This is a genomic window from Streptomyces sp. PL-29 (genome assembly GCF_058344425.1).
On the sequence record NZ_CP136996.1, the window covers coordinates 7,112,184 to 7,133,290 of the forward strand.

At 73.3% G+C, this 21,107-nt stretch carries 14 protein-coding genes; 10 read left to right on the forward strand and 4 right to left on the reverse strand.

Annotated elements, in window-relative coordinates; genetic code table 11:
* Window positions 1-7 precede the first annotated feature (7 nt).
* Genes R4Z63_RS32160 through R4Z63_RS32180 form a run of 5 tightly spaced genes read left to right on the forward strand, consistent with a single transcriptional unit; the run spans window position 8 to window position 9,843 of the window.
* A complete protein-coding gene (locus R4Z63_RS32160; protein WP_384456115.1) occupies window positions 8-6,358 on the forward strand; it encodes a type I polyketide synthase in 6,351 nt (2,116 codons plus the stop codon).
* Between the two features lie 47 nt (window positions 6,359-6,405).
* Complete coding sequence (locus R4Z63_RS32165; RefSeq protein ID WP_384456111.1) at window positions 6,406-7,275, forward strand: 3-hydroxyacyl-CoA dehydrogenase family protein; 870 nt, start codon at window positions 6,406-6,408, stop codon at window positions 7,273-7,275.
* 24 nt (window positions 7,276-7,299) lie between these two features.
* Window positions 7,300-7,599, forward strand: a complete 300-nt coding sequence (locus R4Z63_RS32170; protein ID WP_384456108.1) for an acyl carrier protein — start codon at window positions 7,300-7,302, stop codon at window positions 7,597-7,599.
* Window positions 7,592-8,707, forward strand: a complete 1,116-nt coding sequence (locus R4Z63_RS32175) for an acyl-CoA dehydrogenase family protein (RefSeq protein WP_037917636.1) — start codon at window positions 7,592-7,594, stop codon at window positions 8,705-8,707. Before R4Z63_RS32170 ends, R4Z63_RS32175 begins: the two co-directional genes overlap by 8 nt.
* A 35-nt stretch (window positions 8,708-8,742) precedes the next feature.
* Window positions 8,743-9,843: an HAD-IIIC family phosphatase gene (locus R4Z63_RS32180; protein WP_384456105.1), complete on the forward strand. Its 1,101-nt coding sequence runs from the start codon at window positions 8,743-8,745 to the stop codon at window positions 9,841-9,843.
* 44 nt (window positions 9,844-9,887) lie between these two features.
* Here the strand turns inward: R4Z63_RS32180 and R4Z63_RS32185 are convergent, their stop codons facing one another.
* The 4 genes from R4Z63_RS32185 to R4Z63_RS32200 form a co-directional block, all read right to left on the reverse strand.
* The gene (locus R4Z63_RS32185) at window positions 9,888-10,550 is read right to left on the reverse strand and encodes an O-methyltransferase (RefSeq protein WP_037917638.1); all 663 of its coding nucleotides are present in this window, start codon (window positions 10,548-10,550) and stop codon (window positions 9,888-9,890) included.
* A 169-nt stretch (window positions 10,551-10,719) separates the two neighbouring features.
* Window positions 10,720-12,591, reverse strand: a complete 1,872-nt coding sequence (locus tag R4Z63_RS32190) for an AfsR/SARP family transcriptional regulator (RefSeq protein ID WP_384455239.1) — start codon at window positions 12,589-12,591, stop codon at window positions 10,720-10,722.
* A 103-nt stretch (window positions 12,592-12,694) separates the two neighbouring features.
* The gene (locus tag R4Z63_RS32195; protein WP_384455236.1) at window positions 12,695-13,390 is read right to left on the reverse strand and encodes a 4'-phosphopantetheinyl transferase family protein; all 696 of its coding nucleotides are present in this window, start codon (window positions 13,388-13,390) and stop codon (window positions 12,695-12,697) included.
* A 13-nt stretch (window positions 13,391-13,403) separates the two neighbouring features.
* Entirely contained in the window at window positions 13,404-14,240 is an 837-nt protein-coding gene (locus R4Z63_RS32200) for a metallophosphoesterase family protein (protein WP_384455233.1), read from the reverse strand.
* 352 nt (window positions 14,241-14,592) lie between these two features.
* Between R4Z63_RS32200 and R4Z63_RS32205 the strand changes: the two genes are divergently transcribed.
* From R4Z63_RS32205 to R4Z63_RS32225, 5 genes are all read left to right on the forward strand, one after another.
* Window positions 14,593-15,354, forward strand: coding sequence for a thioesterase II family protein (locus R4Z63_RS32205; RefSeq protein ID WP_037917648.1), 762 nt, complete (start codon window positions 14,593-14,595; stop codon window positions 15,352-15,354).
* A gap of 42 nt (window positions 15,355-15,396) precedes the next feature.
* Window positions 15,397-15,768, forward strand: a complete 372-nt coding sequence (locus R4Z63_RS32210) for a LuxR family transcriptional regulator (RefSeq protein ID WP_037918629.1) — start codon at window positions 15,397-15,399, stop codon at window positions 15,766-15,768.
* Between the two features lie 256 nt (window positions 15,769-16,024).
* The gene (locus R4Z63_RS32215; RefSeq protein WP_384455230.1) at window positions 16,025-16,987 is read left to right on the forward strand and encodes an ACP S-malonyltransferase; all 963 of its coding nucleotides are present in this window, start codon (window positions 16,025-16,027) and stop codon (window positions 16,985-16,987) included.
* On the forward strand, window positions 16,984-18,081 hold the full coding sequence (locus R4Z63_RS32220) for an arylcarboxylate reductase (RefSeq protein ID WP_384455227.1): 1,098 nt from the start codon (window positions 16,984-16,986) through the stop codon (window positions 18,079-18,081). Before R4Z63_RS32215 ends, R4Z63_RS32220 begins: the two co-directional genes overlap by 4 nt.
* 1,495 nt (window positions 18,082-19,576) lie before the next feature.
* On the forward strand, window positions 19,577-21,040 hold the full coding sequence (locus R4Z63_RS32225) for an NUDIX domain-containing protein (RefSeq protein ID WP_384455224.1): 1,464 nt from the start codon (window positions 19,577-19,579) through the stop codon (window positions 21,038-21,040).
* The last annotated feature ends 67 nt before the right edge of the window (window positions 21,041-21,107 follow it).

A 21,107-nucleotide genomic window follows, 5' to 3' on the forward strand; every position in this document is an offset into this window, starting at 1 on the left:
GAACGCCATGCCCACCGACACGGACCAGGTGGTCGCCGCCCTGCGCGCCTCGCTGCTGGACAACCAGCGCCTGCGGCAGGAGAACCGGCGGCTCCGCGACGACTCCGCCGAACCCATCGCCATCGTGGCCATGAGCTGCCGCTACCCCGGCGGCGTACGTACCCCGGAAGACCTGTGGGAGCTGCTGCTCAAGGAACGCGACGCGGTCTCGCCGTTCCCCGACGATCGCGGCTGGGACGTCGAGGGAGGCTTCGACGCCGACCCCGACGCCCCCGGCACCTTCTACGTCCGCGAGGGCGGCTTCCTCCACGACGCGACCGCCTTCGACCCCGGCTTCTTCGGCATCTCCCCGCGCGAGGCCCTGGCCATGGACCCGCAGCAGCGGCTGCTCCTCGAAGCCTCCTGGGAAGCCGTGGAACGCGCCGGCATCGACCCGCTGACCCTGCGCGGCAGCCGCACCGGCGTCTACACCGGAGTCATCAACAGCGACTACGCGTCCCGGCTCGGCCGGGTGCCCGACGAACTCGAAGGCTTCCTCGGCACCGGCACCATCCCCAGCGTGGCCTCCGGCCGGATCGCCTACGCCCTGGGCCTGGAAGGCCCGGCGATCACCCTCGACACCGCCTGCTCATCGTCCCTGGTCGCCGTCCACCTCGCCTGCCAGGGGCTGCGCTCCGGCGACACCACCCTCGCCCTGGCCGGCGGCGTGACTGTGATGTCCACCCCAGGCCTGTACGTCGGATTCAGCCGCCAGCGCGGCCTGGCACCCGACGGGCGCAGCAAGTCCTTCTCGGCCACGGCGGACGGCGCCGGCTTCGGCGAGGGCTTGGGCCTGCTCCTGCTGGAACGGCTCTCGGACGCCCGGCGCGCCGGGCACCCCGTACTGGCAGTCATCCGCGGCTCGGCCGTCAATCAGGACGGCGCGAGCAACGGGCTGACCGCACCGAACGGTCCCGCGCAACAGCGCGTCATCAGCGGGGCGCTCGCCCATGCCGGACTCGCCCCGGACGAGGTGGACATGGTGGAGGCGCACGGCACCGGCACCACCCTCGGCGACCCCATCGAGGCGCAGGCCCTGCTGGCCACCTACGGGCAGGGCCGGCCCGCCGGCCGGCCGCTGTGGCTGGGGTCGCTGAAGTCCAACCTGTCCCACACCCAGGCCGCCGCGGGCGTCGGCGGGGTGATCAAGTCGGTGCTCGCGATGCGGCACGGCACGATGCCGCGCACCCTGCACGTGGACCGCCCCTCGCCCCGCGTCGACTGGACCGAGGGCGCCGTCGCGCTGCTCACCGAGGCCACCCCCTGGCCCGAGACGGGACGGCCGCGCCGGGCGGGCGTGTCCTCCTTCGGCGCCAGCGGGACCAATGCCCACCTCATCCTCGAAGAGGCCCCATCTGCCCCGGCCGGCTCGACAGACGCCACCGGCACGCCGGTTGACGAGCCCGGCGAACCGGTACCGGCACCCGCCGCCGTCCCCTGGGTCCTCTCGGCGCGTACGCCCGGGGCGCTGCGCGGCCAGGCGGCGGCCCTGCACGAGCGGGTGGTGGCGGAGCCGGGGCTGAGCGCGGCGGACATCGGCCACTCGCTGGCGGCCGGGCGTTCGTGCTTCGCGGAGCGTGCCGTGGTGGTGGGGGCGGACCGGGGCGAGTTGCTGGCCGGGATCGCCGCGCTGTCGCGGGGTGCGGCGTCGGCCGATGTGACGACCGGCAGCGGACCGGTCCCGGGCCGCACGGTGTTGGTGTTTCCGGGTCAGGGTTCGCAGTGGGTGGGGATGGCTGCGGAGTTGTTGGCTGGGTCGGTGGTGTTTGCGGGGCGGATGGCGGAGTGTGAGCGGGCTTTGTCGCCGTTTGTGGATTGGTCGTTGGCGGAGGCGTTGGGGTCGGGGGAGTTGCTGGGGCGGGTTGATGTGGTGCAGCCGGTGTTGTGGGCTGTGATGGTGTCGTTGGCGGAGGTGTGGCGGTCCTATGGCGTGACGGCCGATGCGGTGGTGGGGCATTCGCAGGGTGAGATCGCGGCTGCGTGTGTGGCGGGCGGGCTCAGTTTGGAGGATGGGGCTCGGGTGGTGGCGTTGCGTTCGCGTGCGGTGGGGGTGTTGGCGGGTCGGGGTGGGATGGCGTCGGTGCCGCTGCCTGCGGACGCGGTACGGGAACGTCTTGCCGGGTGGACTGGTCGTCTGTCGGTGGCCGCCGTCAACGGACCTTCCTCCACGGTGGTGTCGGGTGATGCGGATGCGGTCGCGGAACTGGTGGCGGAGTTCGTGGAGGAGGGAGTGTGGGCGCGCCTGATCGAGGTCGATTACGCCTCGCATTCTTCGCATGTGGAGGCGATCCACGAGCAGTTGCTCGCCGATCTGGAGGACATCACCCCCCGCTCCGGCGCTGTGCCGTACTACTCCAGCGTGACCGGCGGCCTGCTGGACACGAAGGCCCTGGATGCCGAGTACTGGTACCGCAACCTCCGGCAGACCGTCGAGTTCGAGCGGGCGACCCGCGCGCTTCTCGCGGCCGGACACCGCGTCTTCATCGAGTCCAGCCCCCAGCCCGCCCTGATGTACGGGATCGAGGACACGGCCGCCGACGCCGGCGCCCCCGAGACGGTGGTGCTCGGCACGCTGCGGCGCGGGGCCGGAGGGCCCCGCCGGCTGCAGCTCGCCCTCGCCGAGGCCCACGTCCGGGGCCTGCGGGTCGACTGGCAGGCCCTGTTCGAGGGCACCGGCGCCCGACGGGTCGACCTGCCCACCTACGCCTTCCAGCGCCGCCGCTACTGGCTCGACTCCCTGCCCGCCGACCGCGACCCGGCGGCCACCGGACAGGCCGCGGCGGACCACCCGCTGCTCGGCGCCGCCGTCGAATTGCCCGAGGAAGCGGGCACCCTCTTCACCGGCCGGCTCTCCCTGGCCGTCCACCCCTGGCTCGCCGACCACGCCGTCGCCGGATCCGTGATCGTGCCCGGTGCAGCCCTCGTGGAACTGGCCGCGCACGCGGGCCGCAGCCTCGGCTGCGCCCTCGTGGAGGAACTGACCCTGGCCGCACCGCTGGTGCTGCCCGGCGACGCCGCCGACGACCACGCCGTCCAACTGCGCGTACGGGTCGGTGCCGACGACGGCACCGGCCGGCGTCCGGTGGAGTTCCACTCCCGGCCCGAGACCGCCGCCGACCAGCCCTGGACCCGGCACGCGACCGGCACCCTCGGTCCCTGGGACCCCTCGGGCGACCAAGCCGACCAAGCCGACCAAGCCGACACGCCGGGCGCGTGGCCCCCGCCCGGCGCGGTCCCCCTGGACGTGGAGGCACTGTACGAGCTGCTCGAAGTCCGGGGCGTCGCCTACGGCCCGGCGTTCCGTGGCCTGAACGCCGCCTGGCGCGCCGCCGACGGCATCCACGCCGAAGTGGCCCTGCCCGACGAGATCCCCGGCACCGGACCCGCCGGCTTCGGCGTGCACCCGGCCCTCCTGGACGCGGCCCTCCAGACGACCGGCCTGCGCGAAGGCGCCGCGACCGTCGAGAACGCCGACGGCGTCCCGCTGCCCTTCTCCTGGCAGCGCGTCGCGATCGACACCTCCGACGCGCCGGTCCTGCGCGTCCACCTGCGCTCCGACGGCCCCGACGCTGTCACCGCGCGGATCACCGACCCCTCCGGGCGCACCGTGGCGACGGTCGGTTCGCTCACCCTGCGCACGGCGTCCGCCGCCGCGCTGCGCGCGTCCTCGGGTTCCGTCTTCCACGTCGGCTGGACGCCGGTCACCGCCGCGAGCGGCCCGCGCCCGGTCACCCGCTGGGGCCTCCTCGGCCCGCGGGACGAGCGGCTGCTGCCGGACGGCTTCCCCGTCGAGCCCCCGCCCGCGACCCCCGACGCGCTGCTGCTGATCTGCCCCCCGTCCGCCGGCACCGGGACCCCGGACAGCCCCGGCGCGGACGCCCCGGGCCCGGACCCCACGGCGGTCCACGCGGTGGCGTCCCAGGTCCTCGACCGTCTCCAGGCCCACCTGGCCGACGACACCACCGCCCGTACGCCCTTGGTGGTGCTCACCCGGGGCGCGACCGGCCCGCTCGGCACGCGGCCGCAGTCCGCGGACCTTGGCGCGGCGGCCGTCTGGGGCCTGCTCAGGGCCGCCCAGCTCGAACACCCCGACCGGTTCGTGCTGCTGGACACCGAGGGGCCGGATGCGGCCGGTCTCGCCGACGCGTTGGCCGGCCTCCTCGCCGCGGGCGAACCGCAGGCGGCCCTGCGCGATGGTGTCCTGTACGCGCCCCGGCTGATCCGGCCGTCCGCCCTCGCGGCCATCGCCCCCGTGGCCCCGGCCCCCGAAGCCCCGTCCGGATCCAGGGCGTTCGGCTCGTCCGAGGGGACGGTGCTGCTGAGCGGCGGCGGCGCCCTCGCGGCCGTCCTGGCGCGCCACCTCGTCGCCGCTCACGGGGTGCGCCACCTCCGGGTGCTGAGCCGCCGCGGCGCCGACGCCCCCGGCATACCGGAGCTGACGGCGGAACTGGCCGCGGCCGGCGCCGAACTGACCGCCACCCGGTGCGACGTGTCCGACCGCGAGGAACTGGCCGCCGCCCTGGCGGACATCCCCGCACGCCATCCCCTCTGCGCCGTCGTCCACACCGCCGGAGTGCTCGACGACGGCCTGCTGGAGGGGCTGACGGGGGAGCGGATGGCCGCGGTGCTGCGCCCCAAGCTCGACGCGGCCCGGCACCTCGACCGGCTGACGCGCGGCGCGGACCTCTCGGCGTTCGTCGTGTTCTCCTCCGCCGCGGGCGTACTGGGCAGCCCGGGCCAGGCGTCCTACTCGGCCGCGAACGCCGCGCTCGACGCCCTCGCCGCAGAACGTCGACGGCTCGGGCTGCCCGGCCTGTCCCTGGCCTGGGGGCCCTGGGAGCGGCAGAGCGGGATGACGGCGGAACTCGACGGCGCCGAACGGCGCCGCATCGACCGGCGTGGCGCCCGCGGCCTCTCCGACGAGGAGGCCATGGCCCTGCTGGACGCCGTGTGCGCCGCGGACGCCTCCGACCCGGGAGACGGCAGCCCCGTGGTCCTGGCCCACCTCGACCTCACCGTGCGCGGCGACGGCCCGGTGCACCCGATGCTCCGCCCGCTGGTCCGGCGCCGTCCGGGCGCGGCGGCCGGAGCGAAGGGGATGCCGGGAACGGCCGCCGCGGCCCTGCGGCACCGGCTCGACACTGCCGCCGACGCGCAGGAGCGGGAGCTGATCCTGAGCGAACTCGTCCTGGCCCAGGCCGCCGAAGTCCTCGGCCACGCCGATGCCGGAGCGCTGTCCGCGACGGTGCCGTTCCTCTCGGTCGGCTTCGATTCGCTGACCGCGGTCGAACTCCGCAACCGGCTGGCCGCCGTCACCGGCCTGCGGCTGCGCCCCTCGGCGGTCTTCGACAGCGGCACCCCCGCCGAGCTCGCCGCCCGCCTCGCCACCGCCGCCACCGAGGGCACCGCCAGCCCCGGACCCGCAGCCCCTGACACCGACCACACCGAAGACACGGGTCACACCGAAGACGCCGACCCCGCAAGCGTGCTGTTCCGGCAGGCCTGCGCGCTCGGCCGGATCGACGAGGGCATCGCACTGCTCAAGAACGCCTCCGCGCTGCGCTCCGCGTTCCACAGCGGCGACGACCTCGCGGCAGCCGGCACGGGCCCGCGGATCCTGCGGCTCAACGAGCGCGCCGACGCCCCCGTGATCGTCTGCTTCGGCTCGATCGTCGCCCTCGGCGGCGCACACCAGTACGCCCGCTTCGCCGCCCGCTTCCGGGACCGGTACGCCGTCACCGCCCTGGACGCCCCCGGGTTCACCCCTGAGGAGGAGCTGCCCGCCGACATGTCCGCCCTCGTGCAGTTCCAGGCGGCGACGCTCCTGCGCGAACTGCCCGGACGGACGCTGGTCCTGGCCGGCTCCTCCTCGGGCGGCACCCTCGCCCACGGGGTCGCCGCCGAACTGGAGCGCCGCGGCGCGGGCCCGGCCGCCGTCGTCCTGCTGGACACCTACCTGTCCGACAACCAGGGCATCACCCAGTTCAACGACGTTCTGCTGGGCGGGATGTTCGCCCGCGAGGACCGCGCAGCCCCGATGGACGGCACCCGGCTCACCGCGATGGGCGGCTACTTCCGGCTGCTCGACGACTGGAAGCCCCCGGCGGTCCGCGCCCCGGTGCTGCTGGTGCGCGCCTCCGCGCCGCTCGGCCGCCCGTCCGCCGAGGCGGGCGACTGGCGCTCGTCCTGGGCCACCGCCGACACCGTCGTCGACGTACCCGGGGACCACTTCTCGATCATGGAGCAGCACGTCGCGACCACCGGCGACGCCGTCGCCGACTGGCTCGGCGCCACCCTCCGCACACCCGGTCACCTGTGAAGGCGACGACCCCCGCACGCGAAGAGAAGCAGGAAGAAGGAGCGCCAGTGACCACCGATCCGTACGAAGAGCCGCCGATACCGCACGCCCTCACCGTGCTGGGGGCCGGAGTGATGGGCGTCGGCATCACCGTCCTCGCCCTCGGGCACGGCTTGCCGGTCCACCTGGTCGACGTGGACCAGGACCGGCTCGACCGGGCCGGGGACCGGATCGACTCCGAACTCCGGTTGGCCGAGCTGATGGGCGCGCTGCCGGCCGGCACTCCCCTCGGCACCCTGGTCGCCGACACCTCGCCGAAGGCCGCGGCCACGGCCACCGCCGTCATCGAGGCCGTCACCGAGAGTGCGGCCACCAAGGCCGCCGTACTGTCCGAGGTCTCCGCCCTGGTCCGGCCCGGCACCCTGCTGGTCACCAACACCTCCTCCATCCCCGTCGATGAACTCGCCGGGGCCGTGGAGCGGCCGGAGGAACTGGTCGGCACCCACTTCATGAACCCGCCCTACCTGATCGGGACCGCCGAAGTGGTCCGCGGCGCCCGCACCGGCGATCCTGCGATGGCCGCCGTACGGTCGCTGCTCGGGGCGCTGCGGCGGCGGGCCGTGGTGGTGCGGGACGCGCCGGGATTCGTGACCAGCCGGATCCTGCACCCGATGATCAACGACGCGGCCCGCGTCGTACAGGAGGGTACGGCGACCGCCGAGGACGTAGATGCCCTGATGCAGGGCTGCCTGGGCCACCCCACCGGACCGCTGCGCACCGCGGACCTGATCGGCATCGACAACCTCGTCGACTCCCTCAGGGTGCTGCACGAACGGACCGGCGACGACGGCTGCCGCCCCTGCGAGCTGCTGCTCCGGCTCGTCCGCGAAGGCCGGCTCGGCCGCAAGTCCGGACGCGGCTTCTACGACTACACCTGACCCCACCGCACCGAGGAGACAGCCATGACCACGGACAACACGCCCGACACCCCCGACACCCCCAACATCAACGACCTGGAGAAGGAGCTCCTGGGCTTCCTCGAAGGACACACCGGAACCCCCTGGGACGCCGACACCGACCTGTTCGGAGCCGGCGGCCTGTCCTCCCTGTTCGCCATGCAGGTGGTCGTGCACTTGGAGAAGACGTACGCGATAGCCGTTCGCGGCGCGGACCTGCGGCTCGACAACTTCCGCACCGTACGGCGGATGGCGGAGCTGGTGGACCGGCTGCGCGTGCCCGCCACCGGAGGCCTGCATGGGTGAGGACCTGAACGCCGCCCGCACCTCCGTCACCCTGCGGGTCGGCGACCGGGCGGGGGAGTGGGACCGCACCGGCCTGATCCCCCTCGACCTGCTCCGCGAACTGGGCGCCGAGGGCCGGCTGTGCGCCGAAGTCCCCGAGCAGTACGGCGGCTGGGGGCTGAGCAGCCTGCGCAGCGGCGCCTACACCGCCCACGTGGGCGCGCTGTGCAGCTCCCTGCGCAGTGTGATGACCTCCCAGGGCATGGCCGCGTGGACCATCCAGCGCCTGGGTACCGCCGAGCAGGCCGCCGCCCACCTCCCCCGGCTCACCGGGGGCGGGCTGGCGGCGGTCGGCTTCAGCGAGCCCGCCGCCGGCAGCGACCTTGCGGCGATGCGGACGACCGTGCGCCGCGACGGCGACTCGGTCGTCCTGGACGGCCACAAGAAGTGGGTGACCGCCGCCCACTACGCCGACCTATTGGTCATCGTCGGCCGCTACGAGGACGGCGCGGCGGCCGTCGTCGTGCCCGCCGACGCACCCGGCGTCCGGATCGAGCGGATCGCCGACCCGCTCGGCTGCCGCGCGGCCGGACACGCCGACGTCCACCTCGACGGGGTGCGGCTGCCGGCCGACAGCGTCCTGGGTGGATACGGCCTGCCGCCCGCCCTGCTGGTGACGACCGCACTGGCCTACGGGCGGATGTCCGTCGCCTGGGGCTGCGTGGGCATCCTGCGTGCCTGTCTGGCCGCGGCAGCCGCACACGCCGCCGGACGCGAGCAGTTCGGGAAACCGCTCGGCGAGCACCAGCTCGTCGCCGGGCACCTCGCCGACCTCTACACGGCCGCGCAGACGGCCACCCTGGCCTGCGAGCACGCCAGCCGCTGCTGGGACGAGGGGTCGCCCGACCAGGTGGTCGCGACCGTACTCGCCAAACACGTCAGCGCGACCCAGGCCGCCCGGGGTGCGGCGACGGCCGTCCAGGTACTGGCCTCGGCCGGGTCCCGGGACGGGCACGCGGTGGCCCGGGCGTACCGGGACGCCAAGCTGATGGAGATCATCGAGGGCAGCAACGAGATGTGCCGGCTGATGCTGGCCCAGCACGCCCTCTCCGCCGCGGTGACCCCGTGACCGGGCCCGCGGACGACGAGCCGAGGAAGGCCGACATGGCAGCGACGGTCAAGTGCCTGGTCTGGGACCTGGACGACACCCTCTGGCAGGGAACCCTGCTGGAGGACGGCGAGGTGCACCTGCCGGAGGAAGTGCGCAAGGTGGTGATCGAACTCGACTCCCGCGGCATCCTCCAGTCCGTCGCGAGCCGTAACGACCACGAGCACGCCTGGGCCAGGCTGGAAGCCTTCGGCCTGGCCGAGTACTTCGTCCTGCCGGAGATCGGCTGGGGCGCCAAGTCCGATTCGGTGCGCCGGATCGCCGACCGGCTGAACTTCGCGCACACCACCATCGCGTTCGTCGACGACCGGCCCGCCGAACGCGCCGAGGTCGCCTTTCACCTGCCCGACGTACGGTGCTACCCGGCCGAACAGGTCCTCGCCCTGCCCGACCTGGCCGAGTTCACCCCCGCGACCAGCACCGTCGACTCCCGGCGGCGCCGCGAGATGTACCAGGCGGGCTTCCGCCGCGAGGCCGAGCGGGCGGCCGCCCCCGGACCCGACGAAGAGTTCCTGCGCTCCCTGGACCTGCGGATGCGCATCGGCCGGGCCACCGGCGAAGAGCTGTCCCGGGTCGAGGAACTCACCCTGCGCACCAGCCAGATGAACGCGACCGGGGTGCACTATCCGGACGCGGTGCTGCGCGGTCTGATCAGCGACCCCCGGCACGAGGTCCTGGTGGTCACCCTCACCGACCGGTTCGGGCCGCACGGCGCGGTTGGCGTGCTGCTGCTGGAGCGGCACCCGGGACTATGGCACCTCAAACTGCTCGCGACCTCCTGCCGGGTCGTCGCCTACGGCGCCGGCGCGACCCTGCTGAACTGGCTGGCCGATGCCGCCGCCCGGTCCGGCGTCCACCTGGTGGCGGACTTCCGGGCCACCGAACGCAACCGGATGATGGAGATCGCCTACCGCTTCGCCGGCTTCGAGGGCATCGAGGAGAACCCGTGCCCGTGCGCCGCCGGCCTGGAGACGCTGGCGGACCAACCGGGTCTCCAGCGCCTGCACCTGGCCCCCGGCCCCCGCACGGTGTCCACCGTCATGAGCGTGGACGCACCCGACCTCACCAAGCCGGAAGGAGGCCCGGGAGCGCGGTGACCGCCCCGGCGGCCACCGCGCTCCCGGGCCCCGGCCCGCCGCCCTCAGCGCTTGCGGGCGAGCGTGATCCCGTCCGCCATCACCAGCATCGACAGCTCCACCCGCGGATCCCGGCACAGCAGCCGGTTCAGCGCCCTGACCCCCTCGGTGTCGGGATCCACAGCGGCCGGGTCGGTGACCCTGCCGAAGAAGAGGGTGTTGTCGACCACGATCAGACCACCGGTGCGGACCAGCGCGAGCGAGGACTCGTAGTAGCGGACGTAGTTGGCCTTGTCCGCGTCGATGAACACCAGGTCGAAGCTCTCCGGCCCGCGCTCCGTCAGCAGGGCGTCCAGGGTCCCGGCCGCGTCGCCGATCCGCAGGTCGATCCGCCCGTCGACCCCGTCCCGCTTCCAATAGTCGGCGCCGACGGACGGCCACCGCTCCTCGATGTCGCAGGACACCAGCACCCCGTCGGCCGGGAGCGCGCGGGCCATGCACAGGGTGCTGTAGCCGGTGAAGGTCCCGATCTCCAGCACTGCCCGCGCCCCCGTCAGCCCGACCAGCAGGGCGAGCAGCTGGCCCTCCTCCGCCATCACCTGCATCGCGGTCCCGCCCGGCAGGTCCGCGGTGGTCTCCCGCAGCTCCCTGAGCAGATCGTCGTCGCGGAGGGAGACGTCCCGGACGTAGGCGAGCAGGTCGGGGGTGGCAGCCGTCTGGTGGGCCATGGCGCAGGGGTTCCTCTCGAACGGGAGCGGCCGACGGGACGTCCGTGGCCGCGACGGTGCGTGCGGGTGCTGGGTACGGGGTGCTGCGTACGGGTCGGTGCCGGCAGGGCGGTGGGTACGGGGTGCAGCGCGCGGGGTGCTGCGCACGGGTCGGTGCGTGCCCGGAAGGTCACCCGGCGCGCATGAACGGGCGGTCGTGCACCGCCTGCGCGTGCTCGCCGGCGTACGCCCTCAGCAGCGGGTCAAGCCGGTAGCGGCCCGCGTGCGGGGCGCCCAGCAGATTTGCCTCGACCAGCGCGTCGAGGGCCTCCTCGGCCTGCGCCTCGGAGCAGCCGAACAGCACCGCGACCCGGGTGCCGGACACGGAGCAGTCCCCGGCGGCCCCCAGCGCGATGAACACCTCGGCCGGATCGACACCGGCCGACGCCGGCCGCCGGAGCCCGGCGTGGTCGGCGTCGAGACAGGGGCGGACCCCGAGGTCGCCCGCGCACAGCTCGTCCAGCAGTCGCGGGGCCTCCGTCAGCCGCCGCGCGAAGTGCCCGATGCTCCAGTGCGGGCGCTCCAGCAGCCTGGTCCCCGCGATCCGGATGGCCAGCGGCAGACCCGCGCACACCGCCAGCACCGTACGGGCCGCCCGCGGTTCGGCGCCGACCCTGGCCGGTCCGACGATGCTCCCCAGCAGCTCCAGCGACCCGGCCTCGTCCAGCGGGGGGAGGACGAGGGTGCGCGCGCCCTCCAGGTCGGCCAGCCGCCGTCGGCTGGTCACCAGCAGCCTGCTCCCCCCGCTGCCCGGTATCAGCGGCCGTATCTGCGCGGTCGAGGACGCGTTGTCGAGGACGACCAACAGCCGGCGGCCCGAGGTCAGCGAGCGGTACAGGCTCTCTCGTTCGGAGGCATCCTCGGGTATCTCGTCCCGGGGGACTCCGAGGTCCGCGAGGAACCGGGGCAGCACCGCGTGCGCGGTCAGCGGCGGGGTGCCCGCGCCGAGGTCGGCGTACAGCTGGCCGTCCACCGAGGATTCGCGCACGGCATGGGCGGTGTGCAGGGCCAGTGCGCTCTTGCCGACGCCGCCGCGGCCGGTCACCACCGCGGTCGCCACCGTGCCCGCGGGCTGCGCGCGGGTGGTGAGGAAGTGCTCCAGCCGGGCCATCGCGCCCGTGTGCGCCGACAGCAGCGGCGGCACCGAGGGCAGCTGCGCCGGCCGGGGCCGGCCCGCCCGCTCCCAGGCGGTGTCCGAGCCCGGTGCTGCGGCCGGCTCCGGCGCCGCCGCGGACGGCTCCGCGGGGCCCGGCGTACGGGGGCGGTCGTGGACGGAGAGGATGTGCCGCTGGATCTCGCGTAGATCGGCGCCCGGCTCGGCGCCGAGCTGTTCGACGAGCAGTACCCGGGTGCGCCGGTAGAGGTCCAGGGCCTCCGACTGCCGTCCTGAACGGAACAGCGCCAGCATCAGCTTGCCTACCAGGGCCTCGCGCAGGGGGTGTTTGCGGACGATCCGCACCAGTTCGGGCATCAGCTCGGCGTGCCGCAGCAGCGCCAGCTCCGCGTCGAAGCGCAGCTCCATGGTCTGTAAGCGCAGCTCTTGCAGGTAGCGCCCCTCGACGTCGCGCAGCGTCCGGGAGGGGATGTCGGCCAGCGGCTCCTCGCGCCACAGGGCGAGCGCCGCGGCCAGTTCGGCGGAAGCCCCTTCCAGGTCCCCGCGCTCGGACAACTCGGCCGCGCGCCGGCGGTGGGCCGTGAACTGGCCCAGATCGCTCTCGTGCTCGCCGAGTTCGAGGAGGTAGCCGGGCGCCCGAGTGAGGATCCGGGCGGAGGCGTGCTCGCCGAGCGACTGGCGCAGCCGCATCACGTAGGTGCGGACGGTCGCGGCGGCGCTCGGCGGCGGAGCACCGTCCCAGACGTACTCGGCGATCCGGTCCACCGAGATCACCCGGTTGGCGTTGAGGAGGAGCGCTGCCATGACCACGCGCTGCCTCGGCGCCGACACGTGCACCTCACGCGCGTTCAGCCGGACGGAAAGCGGGCCCAGCAACAGGAAGTTCAAGGGGGGATTCCTCTGTGTCGTACGACCGGTGGGAAAGACTGCCTTCAGCGTCTTGTGTGACCAGGTGCGGGTCAACGCGGCCCCGTCATGTCTAGACACATCCCTAGAGCCTCATGTGTTGCCATCGGGCCGGGTTGACGCTGTGGGGAACCATCACCGCGGTCAGCACCAGACCGCCCACCACGGCCCAGCGCCCGGTGAAACCGCTGATCGACGGGCCGTCCGCGACCTGGTGGGCGGGCACGGTCAACGCGGCGGAGAACACGCCCCGTACGGGGTCCAGCCGCACGAACGCGTCGAGGAAGTCCAGCGGCCGCCCCGTCAGCGGGAACCATGCCTTGTACACGGACTCCTTGGCGCTGAAGAGCACCCGGTCCCAGCACACCCCCGGCGCCGCCCGCCGGCAGTTCTCCAGCGCGGCCCGCTCCCCGGCGACGGTCACGGCGTCGAGCACCCCGTCCGGCAGCGGACCGTCCGGCTCCGCATCCATCCCGAGGGCCAGCAGGTCGCTGCGGCGGGCCACCGCGGCCGCCCGGTACCCGTCGCAGTGGCTGATCGCCCCGACCACCCCGTCGGGCCACAGCGGCTCCCCGCGCGGACCGGCCAGCAGCGGCGTCCGGGGCAGCCCCAGTCGGGCCAGCGCCTGCCGGGCGCACCGGCGGCCCGTGGTGAACTCCCGCCGGCGCTGCTCCACCACGTGTGCCACCAGCAGTTCCTCCTCCGGGAACAGCTCCGACCCCGGAAGGTCCCCCAGCGATTCCGCCACCTCGACCGACGCCGACAACAGGTCCTCGATCATCGGCGGCCACCCGTCACGGCCGCTCCCCGGCGGGGAAGACCTCGCGCAGCAGCGGGTCCGGCTTGCCCCAGTGCTGCCACTCGCGCGGGTAGCCGAGGGACACCTCCTGGTGCCGGACCCCATCCGCGTGGATGGTCCGCGGAATGTGCAGGTGCCCGTAGACCACGGCCGACGCCCGGTAGCGCACCGGCCAGTCCGCGCTCGCCGCGGTCCCGCACCACAGCGCGAACTCCTGGTGCCGCAGCACCTCCGTGGGCTTCCTGATCAGCGGGAAGTGGTTCACCAGCAGCGTCGGTAGCGCGGGGTCGCAGGCGGCCAGGCGCGCCTCGGTGGCGGCGACCCGCTCCCGGCACCAGTCGGCCCGCGTCGGGTACGGGTCCGGGTGCAGCAGGAACTCGTCGCTGCACACCACCCCGGCCGTCTCGGCCAACGCCAGCGCGGCCCCCGCGTCCGCCACCCCGGGCGGCAGGAAGCTGTAGTCGTACAGCAGGAACAGCGGCGCGATCGTCACCGGCCCACCCGGCCCGGTCCACACCGGGTACGGGTCCTCGGGCGTACGGATGCCCAGGCTCCGGCACAGGTCCACCAGATACCGGTACCGGTAATCGCCGCGCAGCCGCACCGGGTCCGACGGATGGGTCCACAGTTCGTGGTTGCCCGGCACCCACACCACCGTCGAGAACCGGTCGGCCAGCAGCCGCAGCACCCACTCCACGTCCGCGGCCAGCTCGCCCACGTCCCCGGCCAGCAGCAGCCAGTCCTCCTCGTCGACGGGGAACATTCCCTCGACGATCGCCCTGTTCTTCGGATGGGCCACGTGGAGGTCGCTGACGGCGTACAGCCTTGCCATGAGGTGTTCCTCGCCTCCTCGGCCGGATCCGCGGCGCGCGGCCCGGCCGAACCGTTGCTGCTGAAGTGGGCGCCCAGTAAATCCCACAGGACTGCCGCGCACCGCAACGATCCCGCCATTCACCGCGGAAATAGCCGGAACTGAACGCGACCTGTGAACTGGCCGGTCTGCACGACGCGCCCTTGCTGACTTTACAAGTGGCATGGCAGGGTGGGATATGCGCGGCACGTGACCGGCTGATCACCGCGCCCTCAATAGCGCCTACCGGTCGGTACGGATGACGTTGCGCATGATCACCACACTCCGCCCACCGGCACCGAGCGGATTTCGCCGAAAGGAAAGAACGACCTACATGACTTCCCTCTCTCTGGACAGCGACCTGTGGTGCCGCCGCTTCCATCCCTCGCCGACGGCCACCCGGCGGCTGGTCTGCTTTCCGCACGCCGGCGGCTCGGCGAGTTTCTATTTCCCGGTCTCCGCCGAACTGCGCGACACGGTCGACCTGCTGGCCGTGCAGTACCCCGGACGGCAGGACCGCCGGGGGGAGCGTGCCGCCGAGGACCTGCACCTGATGGCCGACGAGGTGGCCCGGGCACTGGCCCGCTGGGACGACCTCCCCCTCACCCTCTTCGGGCACAGCATGGGCGCGCTCGTTGCCTTCGAGGTGGTCCGGCGCATCGAGCGGGCGGGCGGCCGCGTCGACCACCTCTTCGTCTCCGGCCGCCCTGGCCCTGCCGCCGACGGCCCGGAACCGTCCCACCCGCTCGACGACGACGGCATCATCGCCGAGGTCAAGGCCATGAGCGGCACCGACGCGCGCCTCCTGGAGGACGAGGAGCTGCTGGGCATGGTGCTGCCCGCGCTGCGCGGCGACTACCGGGCGCTGCAGGCCTACCGGGCCGACCACGGCTCCGCCGTCACCTGCCCGGTCACCGCCCTGACGGGGGACCAGGACCCCTGGACGCCGCTGCCCGAAGCCGCCGCCTGGCGCGCCCGTACCACGGCCGCCTTCGACCTCAAGGTCTTCCCCGGCGGCCACTTCTACCTGAGCAGCCGCCCGGACGGCGTGATCGGCACGCTGCGCGAGCACTTCGCCGCCACGCCGCGCGCCTGAGGCCGAGGACAGCAGGAACAGCAGGAGCAGGGGGTGCCGAGGATGACGCCGTTGTCCACCGCAAGCGACGCCCGGCCCCGGTCCGGGCCGACGGCGCGGTCCGGGCACGCGCACGACGCCGGACTGCGGGATCGGGGGCCGGCGGCCGGGGGGTCTCCCGACCGCGCGGGCATCGGACGGCTGGCCGCCCTGGACGTCCGCATCCTCGAAGGCATCGCGATCGGCACCTCGACCGCCCGGCTCGCGGCATCGCTTTATCTGAGCCGACAAGGTGTCGAATACCGCATCGGTTTGATGCTCCGTCATTTCCAGGTCGTGAACCGGGCCGCTCTGGTCTCCCGGGCGCACTCCCTCGGCGTCCTGAGCGTCGGCACCTGGCCACCCCGCGTCCTCCCGGAATTTCTTGAGGCGTAGGGAAGCGCGTACGGACGGACCGCCCCCGGGTCAACCTCCTAAATGCTCTTCCGAAGGTCCGGAAGCGCCCTCCGGCGGTATGCGTCCGACGTATTTTCCCAGACCGGAATAGCGTATCGATATCGCGCCACGAGACGGCCGTCCGATCTTCCTGTCGAAGGTCGGATTCTGCGGCAGGCTGCTGGCAGCGGAAGCCCGGCTGCACTACGGTGGGGCGGCATTGTTCCCTCCTTTCACACAATTCACGGGAGCTGTCATGAGTTTGGGGTACCTGTTCGGCGGCGGCGTCGGGACCGAACCGCACGGCCTGGAGCTCTACCGGACCTACCCGGTCGTGCAAAGCTGGTACGAGCAGGTCTCTGCCTGGACGGGGCTCACGGTCGGACAGATCCTGAAGGAGGACCTGCCGACCCCCCAGGAGGAGCGCCAGAGCGTCGGCACCGTCCGCGAGGCCGCCCTCGCGATCGGCGTCCATGACGTCCTCGCGTCGTTCGGCCTGCGCCCCGCGGCCATCGGCGGCCTCAGCCTCGGCGCGATGACCGCCAGTTGCCTCGCCGGATCGCTGGGACGGCGCGAGCTCTTCGAGATGCTGGCGGGCTCACGCGACACCCCCGAACCGCCCGCCGACGCCCCGCAGCAGGGCATAGCCATCGCCTTCGGCTCCCTCGCCGAAGGCGCCCCCGCCCACCCCGGCGAGAACGTCCCCGGCGTCTACCTGGCGGGCGACTTCGGACCCACCGTCGACGGCACCCAGCGCATCATGATGCTCGCCGGCCGGGCCGACGCCCTCGGCGCCCTCGCCGCCGAGGTCCCCCCGGGCACGGTCGTCCCGCTCCCGGGGCGTACCATCGCCGTCCACACCCCGCTGCGCCGCCCCTACCGCGAGTTCATGGCCCCGCGCATCGATGCGATTCCCTTCACGGACCCCGAAATCCCCCTGCTGTCCTGCCTGGAACCCAAGGTCCTGCGCTCCGCGGACGAGGTCCGGGACCTCTTCCAGCGCAACTCCACGGATCCGATCAGCCTGGTCGACGTCTACGACGGCATGAAGGAGCACGGTGTACAGCTCGGCCTCGTGATGGGCCCGTCGATCCCCGAAGGCATCCTCGCGTTCCCCTTCCCGGTGGTGCACATCGAGCGGCCGGAGCACATCGAGCAGGCCCTGACCACCGCTTACGACCTCGGAATCGACCTCACCGGCGCCACGGCGCTGTCATGACCGCCGCCACCCGCGCCGACCCCGGCACCCCCGTCGACCCGGACGCCTACGTCGCGCGCCGGCTGGACACCGACCTCGACGCGTGGACCCGTACCGTGGTCCGGCGGCACTTCGACCCGGTGGCCGGCAGCCCCTACTGGCTGGGCCGCGCCGCCAAGCTGGACTTCGACCCGCGCGACATCACCCGCTACGACGAGCTCACGGCCTTCGGCCCGTTCCCGCTCGACCGCCTCCGCGAGGAGGACCCGGCGGACCTCGTCCCGCTGGCCGTGCCCCGGCCGCTCGCCGGGCGGGTCTGGGACAGCGGCGGCACCACCGGGACCCCCTGCCGGGTGTTCTACACCTCGGACATGCTGCTGCACCGGGCGATCTGGCGCCGCTGGTCCTTCGTACGGGAGGGCTTCGCGCCGGGCCGCGCCTGGCTCCAGGCCACCCCCACCGGACCGCACCTGATCGGCAACGGCGTCCGGGAGGTCTCGGAACTCCACGCCGGCCAGGTGTACGCCGTGGACATGGACCCGCGGTGGGTCAAGCGCCTCATCCGGGCCGGACGGCTGGCCGAGGTCGGCGACTACACCACCCACCTGTTGGAGCAGATCACCGACGTGCTCCGGCAGGGCCGGGTCCACTACCTCAACACCACCCCCGCCCTCTTCCAGGCCCTCCGCCAGCGCCGGCCGGAACTGGTCGCAGCCCTCGACGGCGTACGCCTGAGCGGCACCCAGATCAGCGGCGACATGTACCGGACCTTCACCGCCGCCCTGGAGGGCGGGATCTGCGGACTGACGTACGGCAACACCTTCGGCAACGCGGCCTGCCTGGACGTCGAGCGGGACGGCGAACTCATCAGCTACGTCCCGAACTACCCGGAGGTCACCATGGCGGTGGTGGACAAGGACGACCCCGCCGCCCTGGTCGCGCCCGGCTCGGTCGGCCAGGTCCGGCTGACCGTCCTCCACGAGGACCTCTTCCTCCCCAACATCCTGGAACGCGACCAGGCGCTCCGCCATCGCAGTGGACACTGGCCCTCCGACGGCGTCGCCAACGTCCGCCCCCTCCAGACCACCAGTTCGGCCCCCGAAGGCCTGTACTGACCCCCTCCTTGTCGCTGTCCCCGTCCCCGGGGCGCCTCCGTCAGGGCGGGATGCGCCGTGCGTGTCCGCCCCCTACGCACCATCGTCGGAGCCCTGCATGAGCCGGCGCCGTCCCCCGCGCGCAACCGGCCCCGAGGGTGCGGACGACTCGATAAGGCGGGCACGGCCCCGACTCCGCCCGGGCCGGCTCCGAAGCCCTGGGGGGTTCGGAGCCGGCGTTCGGGCCGAGGAACCAGGCGATTCGGGCCCGCCTCCCCGCGGAACGGCCGGGCAACCGTGCCGACTGCCGTCCACGGCGGCACCACCGCCGCCCGGGAGGCGCTGTCATCCGGTAGGCGACTCCGGCGGATCAACCTCGCGGAAACCCCGGCCACCATCGACCGCGGTCTGAGCCGTCTCCGTCGCTACGCGACCCATCGGTTCCAACAGGACCTGGAATCCCCGGCGAAGTGTCCCACGAACGGCTGGACACAGACCGATGCCCCTCACGGGCCAGGTGCCCCTGGTCACCCCGGGCCCCCGCGGGCGGGCCGGATGGCGACAACGCACAAGCGAGGGATCAGGCGAGAACTGTTGCTGACCGCGTGCTGCCGCTGCGGCGGAACGTCGGCGTTTCGGCCAACCCACCCCGACCGACAGTTCTTGCGCGGCAAGGGTCGGTGCACTGCGCACCTTCGGAAAACCGCTGAATCAAAGGGTGCGCAACGCGTCCGAAAGGAACAGGTGCTCGAAATCTCGCGGCGTCGTTGAACACGGGGACGCCACCATGCCCACGAGGGGGGAACACGTTGACGCCGGTCGCACCAGGCAGCGACACGATCGCGAGCGGCCCGAGGGTCGAAGACACGGAGAGTATGTCGGATGCCGAGCGGGAGCTGTATGGCGGCCGACTGCGCTACGACCAGTCCTACGTCCGTCACGAAGGGCCGCTGACCCGGATGAAGTTCGGGCGCATGGCGGCCGCGCTGCCGCACATGGTGGGCATGGTGCTGTGCACCGGCTGGAAGGCGGACCGGCGCGCCCTGTTGGGGGTTGTGTCGGCCGAGCTCGGGCAGGGCGCCACGGCAGCGTGGGGGGCTGGTCGCGGTCAACGGCGTCCTGGCGCAGTGGTTCGCCGACGGTCCCACCGTGGACAAGCTCCACGACGCGCTGCCGTCCCTGGTCGTGCTCGCGGTCGCGGCGGTGGCGACCACAGTGCTCTCGGCGTGGTCGCCACCGTCGCGACCATGCACGCCGACCACATCCACGTCCTCGATCAAGGCTGTGTCGTCGAGGACGGCACCCACGAGGATCTGATGGCCCGCACGGGCGGCCTGTACCAGGGGATGTTCACCGCCCAGGCCGCCCAGTACGGGCAGGCACCCGCACCCAATCCGGTTCCCAGGCCCCGCGGCACAGCCCTCCGGCCACGAGACGGTGAGCTGATCCGCCAGCACGACTTCCTCCAGCCCGGCCGGCCGTACCGCCCCATTCCGTCGAAGGCGAGATCAGTCACATGCCCCCCAGCCCCACCGCAGTCCGCAGGACCGTCGAGGACTACCTCCACCGCCACCCCGGCGAGCGCGACGCCCTGGCCGGGCTGCTCGCCGCCCTGGACCGGCCCGTCGACACGACCGCCCGGACGACGCTGCCCGGGCACGTCACGTGCAGCGCCGTCGTGATCGACCGGCAGGGCCGGGTGCTGCACACCCCGCTCCGGGCCACCGGCGGCCTCATCTCCGCCCCGGGCGGCCGCATCGAGCCCGAGGACCGAACACTGCTCGCCGCGGCGCTGCGCGAGGTGTCGGAGCAGGCCGGGATCGCGCCGGGCGCCCTGTGCCTGACCCGGCAGCTGCTCGGCTCTCCGATCGACATCGGCGTCCACGATGTCGACGCCAACCCCGCCACGGGCGAACCGGCCCACCGCCACCACGACGTCCGCTATGTCTTCTACCTCGCCGGCGAGGAGCCGCCGGCGATCGCGTTGCAGGACGTGGGGGCGTCCGGCGCCCAGTGGCTCCCACAGCCGGAGGTCACCTCGCCGACCCTGCGCGCGAAGCTCCTCCAGGCACGCCTGGACGGCCGGCCGGAGCCGGTGAACGCCTCCGCGCTCATCCACGACGGGGCCGGCCGTTACCTGCTCCATTTGCGCGACCACAAGCCCGGCGTCATCTGGGAGTCGGGGGCGTTCGCGCTCCTCGGTGGCGGGCGTACGCACGGGGACCGGAGCCTTGAGGGCACGCTGCTGCGGGAGCTGTCCGAGGAGGTGCCCGACCTTCACCTTGAGGACCTCACGCCCTACGCCGTGGAGGACGCCACCAGCATCGACGGCCTCAGCGTCCCCGTCCGGGTCTTCGCCGGCCGGTGGCGCGGCAATCCCGACCATCTCACGCTGCACGAGGGTGTGCTGCTGCGCTGGTTCGCGCCCGATGATCTGGACCGGCTGCGGCTGAGCCCCGCCACCCGTGCTCTGATTCACCGGCACGCCGCCGCGAACCCTCCGGGCGACGGCCGGGCCGTGGCTCCTGCGGTGTGGGACGGGGGTGAGCGGGTGGTGCTGAACGGCGTCGGGGTCCACCTCCACATCGAAGACGCCGAAGGCCGGGTGCTGCTCGGCCTGCGTCACCCCGATGTGAAGTACGCGGGCGACACCTGGCACTACCTCGCCGGGCGGTGCGAGCAGGAGTCCGCCCTCGCGTGCCTGGTCCGCGAGGCGTGGGAGGAGGCGGGGCTGGTCATCGACCCCGCTGACGTCGAGCTCGCGCACGTCGTCCATGTCGTCGACGCCCCGGGCAGCCTGCCCTTGATGCAACTCGTCTTCCGGGCACGCCGCTGGGAGGGCACCCCCGAGGTCCGCGAGCCGGACAAGTGCCTGACCTGGAAGCCGACCCACGAGCTTCCGGACCGTCTCGTCTCCTACACCCGGACAGCCATCAGCAGCATCGCCGAGGGCCGTGCCTATGCGCAGATGGGCTGGTGAAGGACGTGCGTACGCCGACCAGCCGCGGGCCTGGGCCGGGCGTCCGGCCCGGCGCCCGTCCGCGGGG

Excerpts from the sequence above, each read along its gene's own strand:
- R4Z63_RS32160 (WP_384456115.1), top strand. The coding sequence starts at position 8 with ATGCCCACCGACACGGACCAGGTGGTCGCCGCCCTGCGCGCCTCGCTG.
- R4Z63_RS32170 (WP_384456108.1), top strand. The coding sequence starts at position 7,300 with ATGACCACGGACAACACGCCCGACACCCCCGACACCCCCAACATCAAC.
- R4Z63_RS32175 (WP_037917636.1), top strand. The coding sequence starts at position 7,592 with ATGGGTGAGGACCTGAACGCCGCCCGCACCTCCGTCACCCTGCGGGTC.
- R4Z63_RS32180 (WP_384456105.1), top strand. The coding sequence starts at position 8,743 with ATGGCAGCGACGGTCAAGTGCCTGGTCTGGGACCTGGACGACACCCTC.
- R4Z63_RS32185 (WP_037917638.1), bottom strand. The coding sequence starts at position 10,550 with ATGGCCCACCAGACGGCTGCCACCCCCGACCTGCTCGCCTACGTCCGG.
- R4Z63_RS32195 (WP_384455236.1), bottom strand. The coding sequence starts at position 13,390 with ATGATCGAGGACCTGTTGTCGGCGTCGGTCGAGGTGGCGGAATCGCTG.
- R4Z63_RS32200 (WP_384455233.1), bottom strand. The coding sequence starts at position 14,240 with ATGGCAAGGCTGTACGCCGTCAGCGACCTCCACGTGGCCCATCCGAAG.
- R4Z63_RS32205 (WP_037917648.1), top strand. The coding sequence starts at position 14,593 with ATGACTTCCCTCTCTCTGGACAGCGACCTGTGGTGCCGCCGCTTCCAT.
- R4Z63_RS32210 (WP_037918629.1), top strand. The coding sequence starts at position 15,397 with ATGACGCCGTTGTCCACCGCAAGCGACGCCCGGCCCCGGTCCGGGCCG.
- R4Z63_RS32215 (WP_384455230.1), top strand. The coding sequence starts at position 16,025 with ATGAGTTTGGGGTACCTGTTCGGCGGCGGCGTCGGGACCGAACCGCAC.
- R4Z63_RS32220 (WP_384455227.1), top strand. The coding sequence starts at position 16,984 with ATGACCGCCGCCACCCGCGCCGACCCCGGCACCCCCGTCGACCCGGAC.
- R4Z63_RS32225 (WP_384455224.1), top strand. The coding sequence starts at position 19,577 with ATGCCCCCCAGCCCCACCGCAGTCCGCAGGACCGTCGAGGACTACCTC.